The sequence below is a fragment of the Planctomycetota bacterium genome (assembly GCA_039182125.1).
GTDB lineage: Bacteria > Planctomycetota > Phycisphaerae > Tepidisphaerales > Tepidisphaeraceae > JBCDCH01.
On sequence record JBCDCH010000065.1, the window covers coordinates 1 to 21,358 of the forward strand.

General features: G+C 66.0%; 23 protein-coding genes and 1 tRNA gene. 7 read left to right on the plus strand and 17 right to left on the minus strand.

Annotation, left to right across the window (positions count from 1 at the left end; all coding sequences use genetic code 11):
• Positions 1-1,642, minus strand: a 1,642-nt coding sequence (locus tag AAGD32_14675) for an ATP-dependent DNA helicase RecG (protein ID MEM8875489.1), incomplete at its 3' end; no start/stop codon positions are given.
• 77 nt (positions 1,643-1,719) lie between these two features.
• Between AAGD32_14675 and AAGD32_14680 the strand changes: the two genes are divergently transcribed.
• The 4 genes from AAGD32_14680 (at position 1,720) to AAGD32_14695 (ending at position 4,876) form a co-directional block, all read left to right on the plus strand.
• Entirely contained in the window at positions 1,720-2,742 is a 1,023-nt protein-coding gene (locus AAGD32_14680) for an ARMT1-like domain-containing protein (GenBank protein ID MEM8875490.1), read from the plus strand.
• 143 nt (positions 2,743-2,885) lie between these two features.
• Positions 2,886-3,569, plus strand: coding sequence for an ATP-dependent Clp protease proteolytic subunit (locus AAGD32_14685; GenBank protein ID MEM8875491.1), 684 nt, complete (start codon positions 2,886-2,888; stop codon positions 3,567-3,569).
• 126 nt (positions 3,570-3,695) lie between these two features.
• The gene (locus tag AAGD32_14690; protein ID MEM8875492.1) at positions 3,696-4,334 is read left to right on the plus strand and encodes an ATP-dependent Clp protease proteolytic subunit; all 639 of its coding nucleotides are present in this window, start codon (positions 3,696-3,698) and stop codon (positions 4,332-4,334) included.
• Positions 4,331-4,876 (plus strand): hypothetical protein, encoded by a 546-nt coding sequence (locus tag AAGD32_14695; GenBank protein MEM8875493.1) that lies wholly within the window; start codon positions 4,331-4,333, stop codon positions 4,874-4,876. Before AAGD32_14690 ends, AAGD32_14695 begins: the two co-directional genes overlap by 4 nt.
• Before the next feature lie 2 nt (positions 4,877-4,878).
• Here AAGD32_14695 and AAGD32_14700 read toward each other — a convergent pair whose 3' ends face one another.
• The 13 genes from AAGD32_14700 to AAGD32_14760 form a co-directional block, all read right to left on the minus strand.
• Positions 4,879-6,027, minus strand: coding sequence for a hypothetical protein (locus AAGD32_14700; protein MEM8875494.1), 1,149 nt, complete (start codon positions 6,025-6,027; stop codon positions 4,879-4,881).
• Between the two features lie 35 nt (positions 6,028-6,062).
• On the minus strand, positions 6,063-7,091 hold the full coding sequence (locus AAGD32_14705; protein MEM8875495.1) for an efflux RND transporter periplasmic adaptor subunit: 1,029 nt from the start codon (positions 7,089-7,091) through the stop codon (positions 6,063-6,065).
• A complete protein-coding gene (locus AAGD32_14710) occupies positions 7,088-7,855 on the minus strand; it encodes an ABC transporter ATP-binding protein (protein ID MEM8875496.1) in 768 nt (255 codons plus the stop codon). The genes AAGD32_14705 and AAGD32_14710 overlap by 4 nt, the downstream gene beginning before the upstream one ends.
• 3 nt (positions 7,856-7,858) lie before the next feature.
• Positions 7,859-9,013, minus strand: coding sequence for an ABC transporter permease (locus AAGD32_14715; GenBank protein ID MEM8875497.1), 1,155 nt, complete (start codon positions 9,011-9,013; stop codon positions 7,859-7,861).
• A 77-nt stretch (positions 9,014-9,090) separates the two neighbouring features.
• Positions 9,091-10,488: a hypothetical protein gene (locus AAGD32_14720; protein ID MEM8875498.1), complete on the minus strand. Its 1,398-nt coding sequence runs from the start codon at positions 10,486-10,488 to the stop codon at positions 9,091-9,093.
• Complete coding sequence (locus tag AAGD32_14725; GenBank protein MEM8875499.1) at positions 10,485-11,435, minus strand: AAA family ATPase; 951 nt, start codon at positions 11,433-11,435, stop codon at positions 10,485-10,487. The genes AAGD32_14720 and AAGD32_14725 overlap by 4 nt, the downstream gene beginning before the upstream one ends.
• On the minus strand, positions 11,432-13,696 hold the full coding sequence (locus AAGD32_14730) for a transglutaminase domain-containing protein (GenBank protein MEM8875500.1): 2,265 nt from the start codon (positions 13,694-13,696) through the stop codon (positions 11,432-11,434). Before AAGD32_14730 ends, AAGD32_14725 begins: the two co-directional genes overlap by 4 nt.
• Complete coding sequence (locus AAGD32_14735; protein ID MEM8875501.1) at positions 13,693-14,649, minus strand: DUF58 domain-containing protein; 957 nt, start codon at positions 14,647-14,649, stop codon at positions 13,693-13,695. Before AAGD32_14735 ends, AAGD32_14730 begins: the two co-directional genes overlap by 4 nt.
• A 723-nt stretch (positions 14,650-15,372) precedes the next feature.
• Positions 15,373-15,684: a hypothetical protein gene (locus AAGD32_14740; protein ID MEM8875502.1), complete on the minus strand. Its 312-nt coding sequence runs from the start codon at positions 15,682-15,684 to the stop codon at positions 15,373-15,375.
• A gap of 180 nt (positions 15,685-15,864) precedes the next feature.
• Positions 15,865-15,937: transfer RNA gene (locus AAGD32_14745), tRNA-Glu, on the minus strand.
• 42 nt (positions 15,938-15,979) lie between these two features.
• The gene (locus tag AAGD32_14750; protein ID MEM8875503.1) at positions 15,980-16,489 is read right to left on the minus strand and encodes a MogA/MoaB family molybdenum cofactor biosynthesis protein; all 510 of its coding nucleotides are present in this window, start codon (positions 16,487-16,489) and stop codon (positions 15,980-15,982) included.
• Positions 16,489-16,950 (minus strand): hypothetical protein, encoded by a 462-nt coding sequence (locus AAGD32_14755; protein MEM8875504.1) that lies wholly within the window; start codon positions 16,948-16,950, stop codon positions 16,489-16,491. The genes AAGD32_14750 and AAGD32_14755 overlap by 1 nt, the downstream gene beginning before the upstream one ends.
• Before the next feature lie 30 nt (positions 16,951-16,980).
• A complete protein-coding gene (locus tag AAGD32_14760) occupies positions 16,981-17,760 on the minus strand; it encodes a DUF3891 family protein (protein ID MEM8875505.1) in 780 nt (259 codons plus the stop codon).
• A gap of 32 nt (positions 17,761-17,792) precedes the next feature.
• On the opposite strand from AAGD32_14760, the gene crcB reads away from it, so the two are divergent.
• The gene (gene crcB, locus AAGD32_14765) at positions 17,793-18,182 is read left to right on the plus strand and encodes a fluoride efflux transporter CrcB (protein ID MEM8875506.1); all 390 of its coding nucleotides are present in this window, start codon (positions 17,793-17,795) and stop codon (positions 18,180-18,182) included.
• On the opposite strand, the gene AAGD32_14770 is transcribed toward crcB, so the two are convergent.
• Positions 18,179-18,406 carry a Trm112 family protein gene (locus AAGD32_14770; protein ID MEM8875507.1) on the minus strand — a complete coding sequence of 76 codons (228 nt, stop codon included), beginning with the start codon at positions 18,404-18,406 and terminating at the stop codon, positions 18,179-18,181. The genes crcB and AAGD32_14770 overlap by 4 nt on opposite strands.
• A 10-nt stretch (positions 18,407-18,416) precedes the next feature.
• Positions 18,417-19,115 (minus strand): hypothetical protein, encoded by a 699-nt coding sequence (locus AAGD32_14775; protein MEM8875508.1) that lies wholly within the window; start codon positions 19,113-19,115, stop codon positions 18,417-18,419.
• A 279-nt stretch (positions 19,116-19,394) separates the two neighbouring features.
• On the opposite strand from AAGD32_14775, the gene AAGD32_14780 reads away from it, so the two are divergent.
• Entirely contained in the window at positions 19,395-19,835 is a 441-nt protein-coding gene (locus AAGD32_14780) for a DUF2203 family protein (GenBank protein MEM8875509.1), read from the plus strand.
• Positions 19,836-19,844: 9 nt separating this feature from the next.
• Here the strand turns inward: AAGD32_14780 and AAGD32_14785 are convergent, their stop codons facing one another.
• Complete coding sequence (locus AAGD32_14785; GenBank protein ID MEM8875510.1) at positions 19,845-20,366, minus strand: DUF4920 domain-containing protein; 522 nt, start codon at positions 20,364-20,366, stop codon at positions 19,845-19,847.
• Positions 20,367-20,432: 66 nt separating this feature from the next.
• Between AAGD32_14785 and AAGD32_14790 the strand changes: the two genes are divergently transcribed.
• Positions 20,433-21,358: hypothetical protein (locus AAGD32_14790; protein MEM8875511.1), on the plus strand; the 926-nt coding region annotated here is incomplete at its 3' end.

The window sequence follows — 21,358 nt, forward strand, 5'->3', positions numbered from 1 at the left end:
CGATGACCATCACCGTCGAGTTCGGCACGTCGACGCCGACCTCGATCACGGTCGTGCTCACCAGGACATCGAGCTCGCCGTCGCGAAAGTCCGCCATCGTCTGCTGCTTCTCGTCTGGCGGGAGTTGCCCGTGCATCATGCCGATGCGCAGGCCCTTCAGGTACTTCTTCTTCAGGTCGTCGAAGTGCTTGCGGACCGACGCGGTGTCGGAAAGCCCGTCGTCGTCGATCTGCGGCAGCACGACATACGCCTGCCTGCCTTCCTCGACCTGCCGCCGCACAAAGTCGTACGCCTTCTTCCGCTCCCGCGGCTTGAGGTGGTATGTGCGGATCGGTTGCCTTCCCGGCGGGAGTTCGTCGAGCGTTGTCACGTCGAAGTCCGACAGGTACGAAAGCGCCAGCGTTCGCGGAATCGGCGTCGCGGTCATGACGAGGTAGTGCGGCGACGTGCCGGCGTTCATGAGATGGCCGCGTTGCTTGACGCCGAGCTTGTGCTGTTCGTCGATGATGACCAGGCCGAGGTTGGCGAAGTCGATGTCCTTCTGCAGCAGCGCCTGCGTGCCGACGGCGATGTCGGTCTGGTCGAACATCGCCGCACCGACGCCGCCACCTGCACGCTTCGTCCGACCCGTGACGAGGTCGACGCCGACCTTGCTGCCTTCGAGCATCTTGGACAGGTTCCGGTAGTGCTGCTCGGCGAGGACTTCGGTCGGCGCGAGGAAGGCGCACTGCATCTTGTTCGCCACGGCGATGAGCATCGCGTAGAGCGCGACGACGGTCTTGCCGCTGCCGACGTCGCCCTGGAGCAGGCGGTTCATCGGCCGGCCGGACTTGAGATCGGCGGCGATCTGGAACACCGCGTTCTGCTGGGCCCGCGTCATGTCGAACGGGAAGCGCCCGCGAATCCTCCCGTCGAGCGTCTTGTCGATCCGCAGCACAGGGGCGGACAAGCGTCTTTCGCGCTCACGCCGACCGATCTGCAACCCGAGCTGCAGGAGCATGAGTTCGTCGAAGACAAGCCGACGCCGACCGGCGAGCGCGTCGCGCCAACTCGTCGGCATGTGTACCAGCCGATACGCCTCCGCCCGGCCGGGCAGGTTCCGTTCGGTTAGCAGCGCTTCGTCGAACCACTCCTCGACGTCGGCGAGCATGGCGTCGATGTTGTCCTTGACGATCGCGACGATCTCGTCGGAGGCCAGGTCGGCCGTCGCCGCGTAGATCGGGCGGAACATCGCCTCGTCGGTGGTGGGGGTTTCGTCGTCGACAACCTCCCACTTGGGCTGGGTCATCTGCGGCAGGCTGCGGAAGCTGCGGACCTTGCCGCGGACGCGGACGCGCGTGCCGGGCGATAGCCGGTTGCGCAGCCAGGCGGCGTTGAACCAGGAGAGCGCGAGCTTGCCGGTCTCGTCTTCGAGCGTGGCTTCGAACCGGCCGCGCCGGCCGGGGACATAGTTGGTCGCGACGATCTCGCCGCGGGCCGACTGAATCTGCTCGGGCACGAGCTCGACGATGTCGCGCTCCTCGGACTCGAACTGATACCGGCGCGGGAAGTAGTCGAGCAGGTCGCGCGCGGTGCGGACGCCCTTGGCGCGGAAGACCTCCGCCCGCTTGGGTCCGACGCCGGTGAGTCGCTCGATGTCCACCGATTGAGGGTAGGGCAGGCACTGCCTGCCACTGCGGCGAGTTCGGTTGGCAGGCAGTGCCTGCCCTACGGTCTTGCGTGTCCCCGTTTGTCCAACTCGCCGACCCGTCGTCGTACGTCGCCTGCAAGATCGATCTCGTGTCCGACGATCCGCAGCGGGAGTACTGGTGCGACTTCTTCCCGCAGAACGTGCGGAACGTGCTCGGGCGGCTGACGGCGCCGCAGGCGCGGAAGGACGCGTGCATCGCGGAGTTCGACAAGCGGTTCGCGGCGTTCAAGGTCGATCCGCGGTCTTTCGGCAACGTCGTGACGATGTACGACATCGACGTGTGGCGCGAGGACATCTTCCGCCGGCACGGGTTCGACGATCCGTTTGCCGGCGACAAGGCGAGCGAGAACGCGAAGATGCTGCCGGTGCTGCCGAGCGTGCTGGCGCATCTCGACGAGCTCGACGGGGATGAACTCGCGTTGGCGTTGGTCCGCGGCGTCTTCGCGGGCAACGTCTTTGACATGGGCGCACCGGCGACGGCCAAGACCTTCCAGAACGGCGGCGTCGGCTTCGAGGAGACCCGCGACGGTATCAAGCCCCGCCCCTGGCTCATCGACGACTTCGACACGCTGCGCCCTCGGCTCGTCGACGTCACGCACAAGCACTGCGTCTACTTTGTCGACAACGCGGGGAGCGACGTGCTGCTCGGAGCGTTGCCGTTCATGCGGCATCTCGCACGACACGGCTGCCGGGTGACGATCGCGGCGAACAAGCTGCCGGCGCTCAACGACGTGACCGCCGCCGACATGCGTCGGCTCTGGCCGGAGGTGTGCGAGGTCGCGCCGAGCTTCGCCGACCTGCCGATCCAGATCGTGTGCACGGGGACCGGCGAGCCGCAGATCGACCTACTGAACGTGAGCGATGAGTTGAACGAAGTCGCGGCCGACGCGGACCTGGTCGTGCTCGAAGGCATGGGCCGGGGGATCGAGACAAACCTGGACGCGGACCTGCGTTGCGATCGGCTGAACCTCGCGATGCTCAAGGACGAGTGGTTCGCCAAGCCGCTGGGCGGGGAGTTGTACGACGTGGTGTGCCGGTACGTGCCGGCGTGACCGTACGAGGCACGACCGTGAGGGAGTGCGGCGGGCGCAGCCCGCATCTCTCTGCCAGATCGTTCGATGTCGCGCCGAGACGCTGCTGCGCGGCCACACCCCCTCACGGTCGTGCCTCGTACGGGACATGCCTAACATCCAACGTGAACGGACTCGACCCGCAAACCATCGGCGGCCTGCTTAATCGGCCGATGCCCCAGAACATGCCCATGGCCGCCCCCGGCCCCAACTACCAACGCACACGCGAGATGACCCTCGAGGAAATGCTCCTTGAGAACCGCGTGGTCTTCCTCATCGGCGAGATCAACCACGCGTCCGCCTCCCGCGTCATCATGCAGATGCTGTATCTGCAGAGCGTCAAGCGTGACGCCGACATCAACTTCTACATCAACAGCCCCGGCGGCGTCGTCGACGACACGCTGGCGATGTACGACATCATGCGGTTCCTCTCGTGTGACGTCGCGACCTACTGCCTGGGCCGGGCCCAGAGCGGTGGGGCGATCGTCCTGGCCGCCGGCACCAAGGGCAAACGCTTCATCCTGCCCAACGCCAACGTGATGATCCACCAGCCCTACGGCGGCGTGTACGGCCAGACCTCCGACATCGAGATCCAGGCCGAGGAAATCCTCAAGACCAAGAACAACCTCAACAGCATCCTCGCCAAATGCACGGGTCAGGACGTCGAGCGCATCGCCGAGGACGCCGAGCGGGACAAGTTCTTCAACGCCCAGGAGGCGAAGGCGTACGGCCTGGTCGACGAAGTCCTCGGCGAGGACGCCGAAGAGGAAAAGAAGGACAACGCTGCGGACGCGACGAAGCGGGACTGAACCTGCCAACGGTACTCCCGGAAAAAGGGGTCAGGGTCCTTTTTCGATGCGGAGCCGATCGGACTGGAAACAACGCACATGTCGAAAAAGGACCCTGACCCCTTTTTCCTCGCGACGACCCACGACATGACCGCCCAAAACTCACTCGTCCCCATCGTCATCGAAAAGTCCGGCCGCGGGGAGCGGGCTTACGACATCTACTCGCGCCTGCTCAAGGACCGCATCATCATGCTCTCCGGGCCCGTCACCGACGACTCGGCGAACATCATCATTGCCCAGATGCTGTTCCTCTCGAACGACGACCCCAAGACCGACATCCAGTTCTACATCAACAGCCCCGGCGGCAGCGTCTCGGCCGGCTTCGGGATCATCGACACGATGAAGTTCCTCCGCTGCGATGTCGCGACCACCTGCATCGGCATGGGCGCGTCGATGGGCTCGGCGCTGCTCTCGGCCGGGACCAAGGGCAAGCGTTCGGTCCTGCCCAACAGCCAGGTCATGCTCCACCAGCCGCTGCTCGGCGGCGTGATGCAGGGCCAGGCGACCGACCTGGGCATCGAGGCCAAGCACATGCTGCGGCTGCGTAACCGGCTTTACGACATGATGGCCGAATGGACCGGCAAGTCGCCGGAGACCATCCTCGCCGACTTCGACCGCAACAAGTGGCTCTTCGCCGAGGAGGCCGTCGAGTACGGCTGTGCGGACCAGGTCATCGAGAAGGCCCCCGAGGGCGTGGCCCGCGCCGCCGACGAGGACGACGCTTGATCGGCCGACTCGCCATCCTCGCGTTGGTACTTGCCGCAGTCGGTTGCAACGATGGCCCACGCAAGGCCAACATCGAGCTGCGCAAGCAGGTCGCCGACTTGGAGCAACGCAACACCGAGCTCGAACGCCACATCGGCGCGCTCCAGGCTCCGACCCGGACGCCGGCGACGATGCCTGACCCACTACCGCCGCAGGTGGTCGTCACGACCGGCCTGCTCTTCGGAAAACTCACCGCCATCGAGAACGGCGTGCTGAAGGTCTACATCGTCCCGACCGACAAGTTTGGCGACGAGATCAAGGCGGCCGGCACGTTCACCGTCGAGCTCTACGACCTCGACCGCGAGCAGCCGCGGGTCCAGCAGTGGACCGTCGACGCCGACGAAGCGCTGGGGCAGTGGGTGAACATGCTCACGATCTACGGCTACGTGATTGAGCTTCCACTGACCGAGCCGGTCGATGGCGAGTTGACCGTCCGTGTTGCGTTCGAGGAAACGCTCACCGGCCGGACGTTCACCGAGCAGCACGAGATCGTGACCGATTAGCGTTATTCGACGGGTAGAAAAGCCCACAGCGCGGGTCGGCCGCTGTTGCAATGCACGGCGCGGCCCAGCAGTCCGCCGCCCGCGAGGCTCAGGTACACCGCCGTGCGGTTGGCGTCCCATGCACCGGTGACGGGCGTCGTGTTCGCCAGCCGATTCTCGACGCTGGGGATGGGATGGAAGATCGTTTCGACGACGCCCGGTCGACGCGGCTCATCGTCCTGCAACTGATCGAGCTTGCGGGTGTTCTCCGACACGTCCGCTCCCACGGCCCGGTCGACTTCCATCACACCACGCCGGCTCAGTGTCGGTAGCGTCAGCAATCCGAGAAACGACCAAAGCGTGAACCACAACGCGAGTTCGATCGTCCCCGCCGCGGTGCCGAGCAACGGCCCGGCGAGCAGGGCGGAGATCGTCACGCCGAGTAACGTGAACACGATCGCGACGATACGGCCACGGCGGAAGCTGCCCGTCGTGAACGCCGCCTCGCGCCGCCTGATCGCCAACTCGAAACCGTCGTCACCGAGCTGCTGTTTCCAGTGCTCCGGCAAGACGTGTTGGGTTTTGAACAGGCCGGTGACGCCGCCGGTGAAACCCTCGTCGTCGGACTCGACCTCGATGACGTCCCGGCCGGTCTCGGTCTGTCGACCACCGGCGAAATCGAGCGGGGCGTACAAGTCCGCCATCCGTCCGCGCAGCGCGAGAAGGAACACGACGATCCCTGCGGAGACGGCCACGCTCGCGCCGATACCGCCGATGATCGTGCCGCTTTGCATGCCCCACGCCGCGAGGTACGTCATCAGCACGAGTGCCGTCGTCATCCAAAGCCCCTGCAGTGCCACGGCGCGTAACAGTCCGAACAGGTACACGCCCAGCGGCGGGTGGCTCCGGCCGTGACGTTTGGGAAGCAGATAGCCGCCCAGCAGGTCGAACGGCAGGTGCAACACCGCGTAGATGCCGAAGAACCCGAGCAACATCAGAACGCGTCGTGTCCCGGTCGTTTCCAAGGCCGCGAGTTGTCCGGGCACGCCCGCGGCGAGGGCGATGGTGGCGAGGGTGACGAAGAACCCGACACCAGAGATTCCCAGCCAAAGCCGGGTCCGGCCGTAGCGCGAGGTGCCTGCTGCTGAACTTTCAGTACCGGCGGTTGTCATACCCGATCGTAGCCGTCCGGGGCGGTCGTGGGCGCTCATTCCACCTCAATGAACACGTCCATTTGGCTGCCGGTGACCAGCCGCGGGTCGGTGGTGTCGACGCGGTAGACGAACTCGATGACGCGGGTGTCGATGAGTTCCGTCTGGCCGCCGGTGAGGTTCTGCTTCCGGACGGCCAGCGGCTCGCGGAAGATGTAGGTCAACGGAAACTCGACGTCGGCCAATCCGCGCAGATAGCCGACCGCCTTGGCGTCGGGCCGGACACGGGCGGCGAGGGTTTCGTCGACCGAGACGCGGACGTGGAGCGTGGAAAGGTCGCCGAGCTGCATGAGCGGCTCGGTCTGGATCCCGGCCGGTGCGAACTCGCCGAGCCGAATGTCCACCGCGAGCACCGTCCCCGCGATCGGGCTGGTCACGGTGAAGCGGTCGAGCAGGGCGCGGGCTTCGTGGACCTGCGCCTCGCTCTGGGAAACACGTTGGCGGGAGACGTCGACGTCGGCGTCGGCCTGTAGCTTGCGGGCCTGGGTCTGTTGGAGGTTGGCCTCGGCGACCTGGACGGCGAGGCGGGCGGCGTCGATCTCGTCCTGGCTGGCGCTGCGGGTGTCGGCCATCGCTTCGAGTCGCCGGCGGGTGAGCTCCGCGTCGGCGAGGCGGGCTTCGGCGGCGACGACGTCGGCGGCCGCGGCGTTCGCGGTCGACTCGGCGCTGCTGACCTGTGCCCGGGCCACGTCCACCGACGCCTCGGCGACTTCGAGTCGGGCCGTCTGCACCTCATGGTCGATCTCGATCAGCGGCGCGTCGGCCTGGATCGTGTCGCCCGGCTCGACGAAGACCCCGACGACCGTGCCGGGCTCCTGCACGCCGACGTCGATCACCTCACCACGCGGCTCGATGATGCCCAGGCCGCCGACTTGTGCGGCAAACGTCGATTTCGCGGGCGTGCTCGGCGGCTCGGTATCGACCGGAGCCGGCGTCGCCAGCGAGTAAGAAATCCCCCACGCACCGACCGCTAGCGCGATCAACGGCAGGCCCAACAAGAACGACCAGCGAAAAAGCTTGTTCATAGCGCGACCTCCAAGTCGGCGGATGAGGATTCACGTTTGTCGGCGGACTGACGTTTGTCGTCCACGAGGTTGCCGTCGTTCATCGACACGATCCGGTCGGCGAACTCGAAGATGCGGTTGTCGTGGGTGACCACCAGCACCGCCCGCTCCGGTGCCGAGGCGACGTCGCGGAGCAGGTCCATGACCTGGTGCCCCGTCTCGGCGTCGAGCGCGGCGGTCGGCTCGTCGCACACGAGAAACTCCGGCTCGTGGACCAGTGCCCGCGCGATCGCCACGCGTTGCTGCTGGCCGCCCGAGAGCTGCTTGGGGTACTTGTGCATGTGGTCGCCCAGCCCCAGTTCGCCCAGCATGTCACGGGTTTTCGCAACGGCCTTGCCGAGCGGCACGCCGCTGGCGACGAGGGTGATCGCGGCATTCTCCGCGGCGGTGAGCTGTTCGAGCAGGCTGTACTGCTGGAAGATGAAGCCGATGTGGTCGCGGCGAAACACGACCCGCCTGCCGTCGCGGAGCTTGAACAGGTCGGTCGACTCGCCATCGATGTGGTAGGTGATCGTGCCGGCGGTGGGCGAGAGGATGCCGGACATGATCGAGATGAGCGTGGTCTTGCCGCAGCCCGATTGGCCGACGAGGAATGAGAGTTCGCCGGCGTTGACGTCGAGGTCGATGCCGTGGAGTACCTGCGTGACGACTTCGCCGCTGCGGAACTCCTTGCGGATGCCCCGTGCTGAAATGAGCGGTGCCGAGATAAGCGGTTGATCGTTCATGATTTATCCGCGGAAGACCACGGCGGGGTCGAGCACGAGGACACGGCGGATGCTCGTCACGATCGAGAGCAGCATGATGAGCGTGATCGCGACGAAGATGCCCAGCACGACCTGCCAGCGGAAGATGAAGTACTTCAGGTCCGGCGAGTCCTGACCGGCGTAGAAGAACAGCGCCGCGCCGCCGACGCCGAGCCCGAAACCGACGATCTCGATGAGCGTCGCTTGCACGAAGACCATGCGGATGATCTGCCAGTTGGTGACGCCGACCGCCTTGAGCGCGGCGAACTGGCGGAGATTGTCACTCACGAACTGGTAGAACGTGAGCGAGACGATCGCGATGCCGACGACCGCGCCCATGATGATCACCGCGCCGAAGCTGACGGGAATGCCGGTGTTTTCAAGGACGAAGCGGATCGACCGGTCGGCGAAGGCGTCGCGGGTCAGGGCCTGCAACCCGGTGGCCGCTTCGATTTCCTTGGCCACCTCGGCCGGGTCACGCCCATCGACCGGGTCGGCAATGACGTAGCTCAGCCGATTGCGTTGCCCCGGCGCAAGGTTCACTGCCGTCGAGTAGGTCGCGTAGAAAATCTTGTCCGCCAGGAACGTCGACGGGATCTCGCAGATGCCGACGATCTTCACCCGGCGTTCGTTGATCTCGACCACCCGGCCCAGCTCGTAATCCTCGCCCGGCCAGATGAGTTGGTAGCCCGATGCGTTGATCAGCACGGTCTCCGGGTTACGCACGTCCTCGAGATTGCCCATGACCATCTCGACCGGTGCCCCGGCGAGCGTTGCGTCATCGAGCCCGCGGATTTCGACCAAGTAAGCCCGGTCCAGATCCGGACTCCGCAGCGTCCCGCGATCGACGAAAAACGGGGCCGCCCACTCGACGCTCGGCACCGAACGCACGCGATAAAGCTCCACGTCCCGCAGCGGCTCGCCCTCGTCGATGTACTGAACGCGGGGATCGCTGACCCAGATGTCGGCGTCGCGGACGGTGTTCACGCCACTGGCCGAGAGCGCCAACAGGCCGATGAAAATCGTGATCTGCTGGCCCAGCAGCAGCGTCGAAAACGCCACGCCGAAGACGCAGCCGAGGTACTTGATTCGATCGCCGGTGAGAAGTTTGAGCGCGATGGTGTACACGGTGGCCGGCAAGTAAACGGCCGTTTAACTCGCCTGTCCACCCCGAAAATCGCTCATCTTTCAAAGACAAAGAAAACGCGTCATCGACCTCACCGCACGGCCCGGATCGCCAGGAACAGGCCGGTGGCGTCGTCCGCGTCGGCGGCCGATCCCTCGAGTTCGGCGACGAGCTCGGCGGTGTCGGTTCGGACACGTGCGAGGCCGTCGGCGGTTTCGGTGTCGGCACGGAGCAGCGCCCCGATGCGGCCGCGGTGGGCGAGGCGGTCGATCCGTTGCAGGGCGTCCCGGGCTTGTTCGGACTCGCCACGGTTCAGCGCGGCGTTGAGTTCACCTTCGGGGTTTCGCATCTGTTCGAGAACGGTCGCCGGGGCGGGGTAGTAAACCCACACCGTCAAGCCGACCCACGCGACCACGCCGATGGTGCCAAGTACGCGCAAGGCACGAGTGGACAGGTGTGCGCTCCCGGGTTGGCCGAGCTTGCCCCACGGAACAAGCAGCAACATCACGAGCACCACGGCCGCGATCACCGCGCCGATGCCACCGGTGTCGGCCCAAAGCCCGAGACTCCCCGCAACCGGCCCGTCAGGGTGATCAAGTACATGGAACGGTTGAGACAATCGGTCGAAGGCGTGCGAGTCTTCGGCGGCGAGAGGCACGGCCCGCGGGGTGGCCTGCAGTGCCGCGAACCCGATCAACAACGCCGCGGCAACGACCGCGACGGTCGACAACCCGTTGCGCAAACCCGCAACCCGCAGGGCGAGCACGACACTGCCGAGCATGAGCCCGCCGCCGAGCAGCATCGTCCATGCCGCACCGACGTAATGCCCGGCGGCCGCTTCGCCGGAAAACAGCGCCGCCTTTTCAGACGGGTACACCCCGATCACCGGCACCGTGATGCTCGCGATCAAGTGTGTCGCCGATGGTTCGTGCATCGCCTCGCCGAGGTAGCTCGGCGGCAACATCGCCGCGACCGCTCCGAACCCGATCAGCCCGATGGCCAACGGCAACGCTGATGCGATCAGCAATGGCCGCGCTTCGGCAAGTGCCGGCAGCAAGCCAGGCTTGTCCGTTCCCGTGGCGTCCACCGATCGCTTGCCGGTGAGTACGACAGCCGCGGCGGTGGCCGCGAGCATCGCCGCCAGCACCCCGGCCAGCGCCGGCGTCGCCCGCTCCATCAGATACGCCAACGATAACGGCCCGATCGCACCGCCGATCAGCAACACGGCCACGACCGACGACAATCGCACCCCCGCGCGTCGCAGCATCACCGCCACCGGCAACACGCCCGCCACACCGATCGGCAACGCCAGCACCGCGATCGCGACCACCCATGCTTTGCCGAACCAGCGTTGCAGCCGTTCATCGCCGAGCGCGTGCCGTAAAAGCACCGCGACAAGCACACCAACCAGCAGGTCCGGCAGCACCGAGATGAATGCTTCGCCCAGCCGCAGCACGAACGTCCCGGCCGCCCATTGCAGATCGCTCATCGTACATCTCCGTCCGGCACGGACACTTTTTCGAGCAGTTCATCAATCACGCCCGCCGGTTCGGCGTCGGTGCCGAGGCGGACGGCCAGGCATGGTCGGGCGACCGACTGCACGTCGTCGGCGGTGACATAATCGTTGCCACGGAGCGTGGCTTTGGCCTGCGCGAGGCGTTGCCAGATGAGCAGGCCGCGCGGGCTGATGCCGAGCGTGACCCGCGGGTGTTTCCGGGACGCGGCGGCGAGGTCGACAAGGTACTGCCGGACGCGTTGCTCCGCCGCAACCGACGCGACGTGTCGTTGCAACGTCCGCAGTCCGCCGTCATCAAGCAGCGGCGCCTCGTCCGTGGCCTGCGACTCACTGCCAACGGCGGCTTCGAGCATCGCGAGTTCGTGATCGACGCCGGGGTAGCCGACGCTGAGCTTCATACCGAACCGGTCGAGCTGAGCCTCGGGCAGCGGATAGGTCCCGGCGTGTTCGACCGGGTTTTGCGTGGCGATGACGAAGAACGTCGCCGAGAGATCGCGCCGCACGTTGTCGGCGGTGATTTGCCCCTCGGCCATCGCTTCGAGCAGGGCGGATTGGGTGCGTGGCGTGGCGCGGTTGATCTCGTCGACGAGCAGCACGTCGGAGAATGCCGGGCCGGGCAGGAAGTCGAACTCGCGCGACTTCTGGTTGAACACGGAGAAGCCGGTCACGTCGCCGGGCAGCAGGTCGGGCGTGCATTGGAGTCGGCCGAAGGTGCCGCCAACCGCCGACGCCACCGCCTTGGCGAGCGTCGTCTTGCCGAGCCCGGGCACGTCTTCGAGCAGCACATGGGCCCGCGCCAACAGACAGCACATGACGTGTTCGACCACGTCTTCCTTGCCGCGCAGTGCCCCGCACAGCCGGTCACGAATCTTCGGGAGTGTGTCGAGCGGGATCACGGTTCCGTCGTCGGTGGTTCTCATCGTTCGGCTCCGAGATCGTAAGCGATGCGTGGCAGGGCGGCGGACGGTGTCGGCTTGCGTCGGGGGAGGACGCGTGTCCGGCACGCCGAGGCGACATCGACCGGGGCGCGGACGTGCGGCGGGGCGTGCAACGCCCAGTCGGCCGCCGTTGCGAGATCACCCCCGAGCCATGCGGCAAAGCTCCGTTGTCTGGGTCGCGGCTCACCACGTCGCATCGCCCGACGGTCCAGCAGACGCAGCGTACGCAACACCAACTTGCGAGGCTCGCCTGCCGGTCGAACCAGCCAAAGCCCCGTGTCGAGCACGTTGAGGATCGGCATGCGGAACCAGCCGATGACGCCGCTCAGCAGGCCGACGACGCCGAGCGTGATCCAGTTGTGTTTGATCCAACCGATCGTCGCCGCCCATGCGAATCCGGCCTTCTGCCGAAGCGTCGGCGCACCGTCGGCGAGTGCGAAGCCGGGCGTGGGTTCGAGGTCGATCCATTGGCCGCCGCGGGCGATGCCTTCCTGCTGCGCGTCTCGGCTGCTGGCGTAGCCCGCTTCGGTGGCCAGGCGGACCTGCGGCCAGACGTGGGCATCGCGGCGTTGCACGATCGCCCGACCGGTCTCGGCGTCGATGGCGTCCGCGTCGGCGTAGTAGCCGCCGGTGAGTCGTGCGTCGTAGCCGAGGCTGCGCAGCATCAGCACGGCCGACGAGGCGAACAAATGCGCGTCGCCGCGACGGGTGTCGTGCAGGAACTGTTCGACCGGGCAGCCGTGTCCGTGTGCGTCCGGCGGCATCGTGGCATCGGGATCATGCACCGCGTACTCACGAAGCCCGGCGATGATCGCGTCGATCTGCTGCCAGCCGCGCGGCAAGTGCCCGGCCCATTCCCGTGCCAGCGCGGCTGCGGTCAGGTGATCGTTATGCTTGATCTTCACCGACGCCAACGGCTCGTCCGCCAGCGCCCGCCGTACGACCGGCCGGTACGTTACATCCAACACGCTGCCCGTCGGGATGCTCGTGCGGTTGACCCGCAGCATCGGCTCGGCCGCGCTGCTGAACAGATCCGCCCGCGAGACCCGGCCCATCTTGAAGCTCGTCAAACCGCCCGGCATCGGCAGCACGTTGCCGTCGTACGTACCGGTGCTAATCGAGACCGACCGGGGCGCCCCCCAGACGCCGCCGATCGGTTGATCCACGGGGCGGAAGTAACCGTCCTCGCCCGCGTTGTCCATCGCGCTCATCACGCTCTGGTCCGGCTCCTCGTGCCAATGCCCGCCGTGGTAGTGATCGAACGCGAGCACCGGCAACCGCAGCGGGAACTGTCCGGCGTCGGCTTCGATCCAGAGCACGGCGTCGGCCGAGTGGGGCGTGCCGTGCTTGTGACGTCGAAGCGTGAGCCGACGTGTCGGGCCGTTTTGATCGCGGCCCTGGCGGAAATCCTGTTCGCGGTGCCCGCCGATCTGTTGCTCCTCGAGCGAGAGGGCTTGGGTCTTGTCGGACGACATCTCGACCGGCTCGCCGTAGCTTTCGATGAAGGCGTCGTACAAGCACTGGCCGTCGGTTTCGCAGAAGAAGTCGGAGCGATCGAAGCCCGCATCGCCGCTGGGGCCGGCCTGCTGATCGGGGCCGTCGCCGAGGCCGGTGGTGGCGCGTTGGTCGCCGGTTTGTTCGCCGCCGCTCGAATCGACCCATGCCGGGAGCAAGCCGGCCAAGTGTGCCATCGGCGAACTGTGCGTCATCCACGCCGTGCCGCCGGCGATGAGCGCGACGGCGGTGACCGCGCCCCATGGCACGCGCGTCGACTCCTCACGCCGTGCGAGCCACGTCGCACCGAGCGCCGCGAACCCGACGGCCGCGATCAAGACGCCGACGTTGTCGCCGAGCACACTGCACGCGAGGACCAACGCCAACGCCACGCTCATCAGCACCGGCTCCACGCGACGAACCGTCGGCACCGCCAACATCGCCAGCAACCCTGTCCGCAACGCGTCGAGCACCAGCCATTCCGTGGGCAACGGATCGAACGCAAACCGCAACCCGAGCCCGGTGATCACGATGCCCGCGACCGCGTGTTCCCAGCCTTTGGCCGACCAAGCGCCGCGTATTTTCGTCAGCACCCAACGGACCAACAGGGCTCCGGCGAACAGCGCCGCCCCATGGCCGAGCACCCACCACGGCGACTGCCAGCCGAGGTTGGCCAAGCCCACCGATAGCGTGGCCACCAGCACGGCGACCATCGCGATCATTCCGATGGAAGATTCTTCATGCTTCACGTCGGCCGCCTTTCGTCTCGCGCCCACACATCGACGTTCGCCGGCATGGCCGCCTCGTTCGTGAGGTCGTTCGCCGACAGCAAAGCTAACGCATCGAGCGCGATCCGCGGCTTCGCGTTGGGCGGGCAACTGATCCGTCGATCGTCGACCGCAAGCACCACCGTCGAACCCGACCGTGTCCACCCCTCGACCATCGAGGCGGCGTGACGGACTGCCGCGTCGAACGCATCGGCGTCGGGATGATTTTTCGTATTGAGCGACAGACCGACGCACACCTGCGGCGTCGCATCTGCCAGGGTTTCGCGAACCACGAGCCGTTCATGTTTGGCCGACTGTGCCCAATGCACGAGGCGGAGTCGGTCGCCGGCGCGGAAGTCGCGGACGCCGCAGAACTCGCCGCCGGTGCCGACGCGGCGCCCGGCGTGTTCGCCGCTGTCACGACCTTCGCAATCAGGCACGGGGCCGGCCTTGTGAGTCGCGGGCCAGATCAGCATCTCACGCGACAGCTCGATTTGTTTGGTCGCGGTCCACAGGCCGAACGGTCGCGAGAAGCTCAGCACGAGTCCCTTGCCGACCGGCCCGAAGCGCTTGGGCGTCCAGTCCAGTGCCCGCCGCCCGACCTCGACTTCGCCGGCCAACGCCGCGTCGCCATCGAGCCGAAGCCCGATCGGCTTCCACGGCAATCGGCACCGCACGTCCAGCGTCGCCGACGCCGGTTCGCCCTCCCGGCCGCGCTCGCTGTCGAACCGAAGCCTCGCCGTCGTCGCCCGTATGACGACCCACGGCCAGGCCAGCCCGATGCCAAGGATCGCTGCCGCCGCGGCTAGCCAGACGTAGCCGTTGGCGTGGACGAACAACCCGCACAGTAACGCCGCCAACGCCGCCGCGAGAAGGGCGGTCAGCAACCGGTTCGACCGGGCGGCCGAGATCGGGTTGGGGAGTAGCAACGTCATGGCGAACTCTGACTATCAGTACAGCACCGGCAGCACGCGAAGTTCATCGCATGGCCCGACAAGAGCAACACGCCGCCGATGATGGTTATGAGTGTCCAGCCGCTGGGCATCCACTCGCTCAACGTCCAGCCACTCGCTGTCGGGGTGCCAGACACGTCGGCGGTCGGTTGGTCAGTTGGGCAGCAAGCGGCGCAACCACCCGCAACGTCTCCGCCCGCGAAAGCCGGCGCAGCCGTTGCAATGAGAATCAACGTCAAGCCCACCCCAAGCAGTACAGGCACGAACACTCGGCGGTGCCGTCGATAGCCGTGCACCGTCGCCGCGATCGCAAACGGCAGGGCCAATCCTGCCAAGATCCAGTGTGCCGCCGGATGCGCGAACCACCCGCCCAACGACGGCAGTGTCGCAAACACGATCGGCGTTGCCATGCAGTGAACCGCGCACAGTGACGACACCGCCGCACCAAGAAGGTCGCCCGTCCGAAAGGTTGTTATCGCAATCTCTGTCATGGAATGGTGCCGTCTGAAGCGATCCCCGCGACACCCGAAGCAGGAACGCGCATGCCTTTGGGAAGTTGGTCGCCGGAACGCCGCCTGCGTCCTGGTCCGGAGCGCGGGCGATTTGATTGAACTGGGAACTATGAACCTGTGACCCGCGCTCATGGCGCAGTAGGCCAAGCTCCATGGAGTTCGGTCGTGAACGTTGGATTCAACCAATGTGGCGTTAGACCACCGGCGGCCCGCGTGGAATCACGTTGCCGAAAGCCGGTGATACGAGCCACGTGTCGACGCCACTGACACCCGCGATATCGGGTCGGTCAAATACCGTCACCGCCTCGACCGCATCGCCGGGGAGCTGTGCGATCTTGGTCAGCAAACCGAGCGAGTCGCAAGTGTGGCAACCGGGATCCTCAGGAGGATTCTGATCATGCTCGTGCTCATGATGATGATCGCCCGCGCTGCACTGGTAGGTGGCACCCGAGTGCTCCATGACCACGTGGGTTGATACGACGGCCGGCAGCAACGCGTAGGCCATGGCAGCGAGCAAGCACAACCACGTGCTCCAGAATGGGCCGTGCCAACGCTCGCGAACCTGTCGTGCGGCATCGTTCACTGGTACATAGTAGTAACTGCCCTGCGGTGCGGTGTCGAGTCCCGCCGAAGTCCTCAAGTGCGACGACCAGCACATCCCAAGAGGCATGAAATCGAAGCCGCATGACCCCAACGGGATTTGAACCCGTGTCGCCGCCGTGAGAGGGCGGTGTCCTAGGCCACTAGACGATGGGGCCGGCTTAGTGAACAGATAGGATAGGTCGGCGTTGGTTCGTGGATCAAGTGCGACGCAGATGCTTGACGATGTGGCGCAGCTCGGGGACCAGGAGTTGTTCCACGGCGAGCCGGACGGCCTTGGGGCTGCCAGGTAGGGCGGCGATGAAGGTGCGGTCGGCGATCCCGGCGGTTGCGCGGCTGAGCAAGGCGGCGGGGCCGACCTCGGCGAAGCTGAGTTGGGCGAAAAGTGCCTCGAATGCCGGCATGGGGCGATTGATCAACGGGCCAACCGCCTCGGGGGTGACGTCGCGCTCGGCGATCCCGGTGCCGCCGGTGCAGATCACTGCGTCGATGTGATCGTCATTCACGAGCGGCGTGATGCGGTTGGAAATCGTCGTTAAATCATCCGGTATGTGAATTCGCTCCGCGACGGCCATGCCGGCTTCTGTGAGAAGCCCGGCGATCAGGTCGCCGCTCGGATCGTCGTCGGGGCCGCGCGTGTCGCTCACGGTGACGACGGCGACGCGCACCTCGACGGACTCGGCTGCGGTGCGGTGTTCCTCAACGCCCATCACTGCTCCACGGCGACGGTGACTTGCCCGGCGACGGGGAAGCTCTCGGTGACGGTGACCTGCGAACTGCCCGCAGGAAGGACGAAGATTTCGAGCGTGCCGGCCGATCGGCTCGCGGCGAGCATCTCATTAAACGTACGTCGGCCGCTGTACACCCGGAGGACCGCATCGGTTCGCGGGTAGAACTTGCCCTCGAACGCGGCGGGGCCGCCCGGGATCGTGCCGACATCGCCCGGCTCGAGAACGGCCCCTTCTTTCTCGGCCAGCCCCATTACCGGGTGAGCCAGGTCTTCGGGCGTGGCCCAGAGTTCCTCGAACGGCGGGCCGTTTTTGGTCAGCCAGACCGTCAGCGGTTGCTGCGTGGCGTTGACGACGGTGACGCGGTAGGCACGTGTCTCCGCCGATGGACCGCAGCCGACGATCAACGCGGCGAGCAACAAAAAAGGTAACAGGTGGCGCATCGCACGAGTGTACGGCAACACCGAGCCATTTCACCGCAGCGGTCGAAACGAGAACCGCATCGTTTCCGTCGGCGCGTCGACTAGGGCCTCGTGGAGTTCACCGGCGGTCGCGTATCGTCGCGCCGGCACCGCCCGGTACGGCACGTCGAACTCCAACGCATCCTCCGCGAACGGCCACGGCCCGATCTTCACGTCCGTGTCGCCCGGCCGTTCCACACGCAACACCATGTCCGGGCCGACCTCGATGGTGCCGAACGCGACGTCGGTCCGGCATGCGTCGAGGCTGATCTTGTCGAACGCCCGAAGCCAGCGGAAGTCGCGCCGGAGTGTGTCTTCGCGGTCGTCGGACCAGCCGGCCGCGAGGCCATGATGCGTCGGTCGGTCGACACGCATGCCGAGCTGTTCCCGCCATTGGGTTTGGAGTTCGGCCATCCGCGTGGTGAGCGTGAGCCAATCGAACTGCGTCCGGCGCTCGGTGTCGGCCGAGAGTTGATGGCCGGCCAATGCAAGCGAGTGGAGACTGACCAGGAGCCCGGCGTAGGGGTGTTGCTCACCGGCTCGCTCTGCCGACGCGCCCCAGATCGGCAGGCCCAGCGCCAGCGTTGACTCGAACACGTCTCTCGGCTCGCCGTCATTGTTCAATGTCGGAGCGTCATCGTGCTCCGACCAGCCGGCGTCGTGCAGCGTGATGCCGAGGACCGCTTCGTTGGTTAAGGGCTCACGCAACGCCGCCGCCAGCGCACCGCTGAGCGCGGCGTGGTCGGTTTGGCGGATCAGGCGAAAGCTGGCGCCGAGGTGGCGGCGGATCATGGCCGAGCTTAGCGGTGGCCGATGCACCTCACATGCCCGCGTGGTTGATGCAGACGATCTTGATCGCGGCCGGCGGGGCGACCGGGGCATGCCTGCGGGCCGGGCTCAACGCGATCGGCAAGCGTCACTTCGCCGACACGCCTTGGCCGATCGCGACGTTCACCGCCAACGTGGTCGGTTGTCTGGCGATCGGTGTGTTGCACGTTTGGCTCGCGGCAAAATTCGCGGATCGATCGGAGCTGCGGGCCGCGTTGATCGTCGGGGTGCTCGGGGCGCTCACGACGTTCAGCAGCTACGGCCTGGAAGTCGCGCAGCTTGCCGAGGACAAACGTTACTTGGCGGCAGTCGGTTATGTTTTGGCCAGCAACGCCATCGGCATCGCGTTGGTCATCGCGGGGCTGCGGTTGGGGCGATTGATCTAGGCACGCACCGCATGGCCGTCGGCCTTGAGTTTTTCACGCAAGGCGTCGAGCGTCTCGAAACCTTCGGGCAGGCCGGCTTCTTCCACGAGCAGGACCGGGATGCCGTCGCGAACGGGGTAGCGCAGCCCACCGACGGCGGCAACGAGTTCCTCATCCTCGAGCGTGAGCTTGCTCTGGGTCATCGGGCAACGGAGCAGTTCCAGCGTGGCGGCGTCGAGTTGCATGGCCACATCATTACCACCCCGAAGCTGCAAGGAAGGCCTCGCTCTCGATCGCCATCACCGCATCGGCCAGCAGCAGCCGATTGATCACGCTCCGCCCGTCCGGCAGCGACACGGGCAATAGCAGCAGGTCTGCCAGCGGCAACGTGTCCGGCCGTAGCAGGGCGGCATGGATCGCCCACGGTTGGCCCGTGGCGTGGTCCGGCTGGGTCTCGGCCTGGTGGTAGGCCGCGGCATCGGCGGCGGCAGCGAGCAGGTCGGTGTCGTTGCTCCAAGCGGCGAAGCTCGTCAACGCATGCAGCAACACCAACTCCGCGTACCAACGTGGTTCAGGGTTGCTGCCATCATCAGCGAACCGCGCGCCCTGCTCGGCAACACGACCGAAAAGCGGGGCGGCGGCGGTCGGGTCATCATCCAATGAAGCTCTAGCCAAGACGTTCCACGCCCGGCGGGTGAGCGGTTCGCCATCGGAACCGGCGGGCATGTCGGTCGGCCACGACGGGTCGGCGTCGGCGATAAGATGGTTCGCCGATCGCCCGAGGCGGTGCATGACAAACGCCATCAGCCCCGGATACGCCGGTCGGACGTGACCCCCGCCGTCGGCGACTTGATCGGCGGCGGGAATGGGCAGCGTTTGCAGGCTGGCCGGGTCCGCACACGTCCGCATGTGATCGGCATAACGGCGAAGCGTTGGCGGCAAGTCGGTCGGCATTCGCAAGCCTAGAGCCGGCCCGGCCCGGTGCGTTCAAGAACCGGCAGCACAACGGCCGATGGGTGTTTCTATCGGACGTGATACCCGAACGGGTCAGCCTCAGGCGCGGCAACCGGTACAACCCGCCGAGCCTGTCGCGGAGTCGACGGACAACTTCATTTCACGACGACAACGGCGTTGCTGTCGTGCCATGAAATCTCAAAGCTGGACGCTGACCCACCGCCGGGAAGACCCGCCTTCCGAAGATCGGACCTCACGAACAAAGGACTGCTTGTGAAAATGCCCCGAAAGACCTCGCCCGCGACGAACCGTGTGACCCAGCACTTCGTCGAGCCGCCCCGCCAACAGCGGTTGTTCACGCCGCAACAGGCCAACCAAACGCTACCGTTGGTGCGGCGGATCGTCGACGACCTGCGCCACGAACACGCGGCGGCCAAAAAGCTGCACGACGAACTCTGCACCGTCCCGCTCATGGACCGCGGCCAACGTCGACGGATCGGTCGGCAACTGACGCGATCGGTGCGCAAGCTCGAACTGTTCGTCGAAGAGATTCGCAGCATCGGTGCCGACGTGGTGGATTACCGCACGGCGACGGTCGAGTTCGCAGCCCGGATCGATGATCGGCCCGTGGTGTTGAGTTGGCGTCCGGGGGAGGAGCGGGTGGATCACTGGCGCGAGCTCACCGCCGAGGATCAGCGGCTGCCGTTGGCGACGGTGTGACGCTTGGTTTCACTCGGCGGCGATGAGCGCGAACGGAGAGTCCATCGTGATCTGCGTCTGTGGTCCCTTGATGGCCTCGATCTCCTCGGCCGACGCGCCGGCATCCTCGGCGTAGTGCCGGGCGGTGGCTTCGTCGATCTCCTTGATCACGACCTCACCAGCGACCTGCGCTCGGCGGCCGATCGCTTCCATCGGGATCAGCCGGCCTTCGATCGGGCAGGTGAACTTGATGAACAACGCCTTGTCGGTGCCCTCGCCGGTGATCTGCATCCAGCAGCCCGCCTTGGCGCAAACGTCTTCAATGGTGCCCTCAATCCAGATTTGCCGATCGGCGAACTTCTCGGGATCGGCCAGAACCTCGCTCAACGGCAACGGGGCCATTTTGTTGGTCGGAACCGGCTCGCCGTACGAGAGCATCTCCGTCGCCGGCTGTGTCGCGGGTTGCGTCGACGGCGCAACTTCGGCGGCCGCATCGGCCGGCCGGGTCGCGGGAGCAGCGAACAAGGTTGCACAAAGCAGGGCGGTAATCATGACCGATCCTAGACACAACGATCTCAGTGCGGTTGGCATATCGCGGTGCGTCATTTATGCTTTTCGATGAGTGCGGGGCCACTTGCAAGCGTTTACGAGGAGCCGGATTTGTCGATCAACACGAGCTTGAACCGGGTCGCATTGGCAATGGCGGCTGCGTTGACCGTCGGCGTTGCGTCCGCACCGGCCAACGAACTCATCGTGAACGACTTCGACGTCGTCGGGTTCGGAGGCACCTGGGGCGGCTTTGCCCAGGCACACGATCCTGGCACGGGCTCGGTCCGGCTCTTCGACGAAACCAACGGCTGGGGGGCCGGTTACACGAATTTCGATCAGCCCATCGACCTCACCGGCTGGAGCGATCACCACATCGCCGTCGACTTCCGCACCAACGCCGATCATGGCGGCAACCTGTTCACCGTCGAACTGCTCGACACCGCCGGGCGGGGTATCAAGTTCGACACGCGTGTCCTTCCCGGTCAGTCCGGCAACACCACCTCCATCGCCAGCCGGCCTTTGGGCAATCCGAGCTATGGCTACAACGACTGGGAAAACTTCGACTTCGCCAACGTCGAGCGGATGCAGTTGCTCGGCCAATGGAACGGGGCCGAGCCGTTCGATGTGACCTTCGACTCGGTCCGGCTTCAGGACTACGCCTACGTCGGTCAGGATCCCAACGCCGCCTGGCGGATCGAAGCCGACCGGCGGATTCAGAAGCACCGTATGGCGAACCTGTTGGTGAATGTGACGTTCTCCGATGGCCGACCGGCACCGTTGGCGAGCGTCCGTGTCGAACAGCGGAACCACGAGTTTCGCTTCGGTACCGCCGCCAAGGCGTGGCTGATCGAAGGACCCAACGCCAACGAAACCTACAAGCAGGTGCTCAAGGACAACTTCAACCGCGTCGTCATCGAGAACGACCTGAAGTGGCCCGCGTGGTCCGGTGAGTGGGGGCCGAACTTCGCCCAGGATCAGACGCTCTCGGCGTTGGA

Coding starts and splice junctions, on each gene's coding strand:
- AAGD32_14785 (MEM8875510.1), bottom strand. CDS start 20,366: ATGATTACCGCCCTGCTTTGTGCAACCTTGTTCGCTGCTCCCGCGACC.
- AAGD32_14775 (MEM8875508.1), bottom strand. CDS start 19,115: ATGCCGACCGACTTGCCGCCAACGCTTCGCCGTTATGCCGATCACATG.
- AAGD32_14720 (MEM8875498.1), bottom strand. CDS start 10,488: ATGAGCGATCTGCAATGGGCGGCCGGGACGTTCGTGCTGCGGCTGGGC.
- AAGD32_14710 (MEM8875496.1), bottom strand. CDS start 7,855: ATGAACGATCAACCGCTTATCTCGGCACCGCTCATTTCAGCACGGGGC.
- AAGD32_14705 (MEM8875495.1), bottom strand. CDS start 7,091: ATGAACAAGCTTTTTCGCTGGTCGTTCTTGTTGGGCCTGCCGTTGATC.
- AAGD32_14755 (MEM8875504.1), bottom strand. CDS start 16,950: ATGCGCCACCTGTTACCTTTTTTGTTGCTCGCCGCGTTGATCGTCGGC.
- AAGD32_14770 (MEM8875507.1), bottom strand. CDS start 18,406: ATGCAACTCGACGCCGCCACGCTGGAACTGCTCCGTTGCCCGATGACC.
- AAGD32_14750 (MEM8875503.1), bottom strand. CDS start 16,489: ATGGGCGTTGAGGAACACCGCACCGCAGCCGAGTCCGTCGAGGTGCGC.
- crcB (MEM8875506.1), top strand. CDS start 17,793: ATGCCCGCGTGGTTGATGCAGACGATCTTGATCGCGGCCGGCGGGGCG.
- AAGD32_14780 (MEM8875509.1), top strand. CDS start 19,395: ATGCCCCGAAAGACCTCGCCCGCGACGAACCGTGTGACCCAGCACTTC.
- AAGD32_14760 (MEM8875505.1), bottom strand. CDS start 17,760: ATGATCCGCCGCCACCTCGGCGCCAGCTTTCGCCTGATCCGCCAAACC.
- AAGD32_14735 (MEM8875501.1), bottom strand. CDS start 14,649: ATGACGTTGCTACTCCCCAACCCGATCTCGGCCGCCCGGTCGAACCGG.
- AAGD32_14690 (MEM8875492.1), top strand. CDS start 3,696: ATGACCGCCCAAAACTCACTCGTCCCCATCGTCATCGAAAAGTCCGGC.
- AAGD32_14700 (MEM8875494.1), bottom strand. CDS start 6,027: ATGACAACCGCCGGTACTGAAAGTTCAGCAGCAGGCACCTCGCGCTAC.
- AAGD32_14740 (MEM8875502.1), bottom strand. CDS start 15,684: ATGGCCTACGCGTTGCTGCCGGCCGTCGTATCAACCCACGTGGTCATG.
- AAGD32_14725 (MEM8875499.1), bottom strand. CDS start 11,435: ATGAGAACCACCGACGACGGAACCGTGATCCCGCTCGACACACTCCCG.